Annotated in this window: 1 protein-coding gene and 1 pseudogene; both read right to left on the bottom strand. The window is 55.0% G+C overall.

What is annotated here, in order from left to right:
• Positions 1-132: 132 nt before the first annotated feature.
• Positions 133-381: pseudogene (locus XcyCFBP4188_RS22255) on the bottom strand (transposase); the annotation flags it as partial.
• A gap of 164 nt (positions 382-545) precedes the next feature.
• A complete protein-coding gene (gene xopAF, locus XcyCFBP4188_RS22245) occupies positions 546-1,394 on the bottom strand; it encodes a XopAF/AvrXv3 family type III secretion system effector (protein WP_248283123.1) in 849 nt (282 codons plus the stop codon).
• Positions 1,395-1,707 lie beyond the last annotated feature (313 nt).

The following is a 1,707-nucleotide window of genomic DNA, read 5'->3' as shown; positions in this document are numbered from 1 at the left end:
TTGCAGGTTGGTCATGCTGACATTGCCGCGCTGCGCCGGCAGGCAGTGTTCGATCAGAGAAAATTGTGCTGGCGTGATCTCCATGCCCAATAGTTTAATCGCTCGGGCCATTAGTGTTAACAGGCCCTAGTTCGCCTTTTTTAGGATGTCGCGCTCCTCGGTCACTCGACGCAACTCTGCCTTCAGCCGCCGAACCTCGGCGCTCTGGTCCACCTCGGCGCGATGCACCACGCCAGACTTGCCGAACTTGCGCAGCCAGGCGTACAGGCTGTGCGTCGTGACACCCAGCCGCCCGGCGACTTCTGCCACCTTGAACCCACGATCAGTCACTTGCCGGACCGCCTCGATCTTGAACTCATCCGTATACCGCTTGCTGCTCATAGACACCTCCGAATCGACCATTTTCCATGGCCTTGAGATGTCTAGGAAACCCTGGGCGTATCAGTGCTTTGTTCAGAGGTTCCTTAGGAAACGCCGGGTGCAAGGCTACCCGCGACGCCCGAAGGCTCGGCGCCCGTTTTTTCACCGCGGGGTCAATCGCGGAGCTACTCCGTAGCGACGAGCCGCGTGATGAAGTCGATTGAATAGTCATCATTAATGACTGCACCGAGTGGTGTCTCCCCCATCCTTTTTTCGCATGTCTCATCGAACTCTACGGGCACCTGCTGGCTATCAAAAAGCGCCCGCAGTGCGCTGGCCGTCGCTAGCGAAGAGTCACTGCTGCTCAATCCGCCGTGCATTGCAATACGCAGTGTCAACCCATCCTCCCGGATCTCGTCGATATGGCGTTGGATGGCCTTCATTACTGCCTTCGGCGCAAGCTCCATCCTGGAAAACGGATACACATGAAAAACGCGGACCTTCGCCCCAGGCATCGGACGCTTATTTCTTGGATCGATGCGTTCAGCCGCAAATGCTACACCAATACAAGCACCCATGCCGTCCGTGATGACCGGGATATTAGGCAAGCTGGTGCCAGTGCTGTAGAGATGCGTGGTATGTGAATCGTTAGGAACATTGTAGTTAAAACCCGCCACCTTGACAGTGGTGAAATGATCGATCGCGAATGCTCTACCTTGCGCTGCGTTGGCACCTCCAACATCGATAAGAGGGAAGGCCGACTGGCTACGATCTTTGATCTGATTATGTGGATGTGATCGTGCTTCCTGGTAGTAGCTAACAGGCACCATAACGAGCGTGTCACCGTCTTGTGCAAGGCGATGGTGCGAAAGCTTGGTCGGACGACCTCTTAATCCCGTCAATGGACCGCTATCGACAGGTGTGAAATGCTGCTCCGGGAAAGTCAGCTCCGGCTCAGGACTCGGGGGCGTGTTGTAGGCTTGGCTACAGGTGCGTCCCTCAGCACCGGAGACTTGTGAAAAACAGTTACCCATGTGAGTCCTTCATTTCAAAGTGAAGGCGCAAGATGCTAATGCCGTGCCCGGAGAAGCGCATGAAATTCCGGAAGATTCGTAGTGTATCGCGAAAGATCTGGCGTCGGCCGTCGCCCACAGGTGAATGCCGCAGGATCTGATTTTCCGAGCGCGCTGAAGCGCTCGCAATATCTCCATTTCAGACAATGTCATCGCCACGTCAAGCCTTCTTAATTTCACCCCGGATACTTAGAGCGTGTTATGAACTTTGAAATAGAGCGGCTGCATTTCCAAGCATCAGGATCGTGAAGACGACAAAGTGCAAACCGGCCAA

The sequence above is a fragment of the Xanthomonas hortorum pv. cynarae genome (assembly GCF_002939985.1).
GTDB classification, from domain to species: Bacteria; Pseudomonadota; Gammaproteobacteria; order Xanthomonadales; family Xanthomonadaceae; genus Xanthomonas; species Xanthomonas hortorum_D.
The sequence above is the reverse complement of the archived record's forward strand: the minus strand, read 5'-3'. Positions and strand labels throughout refer to the sequence as shown.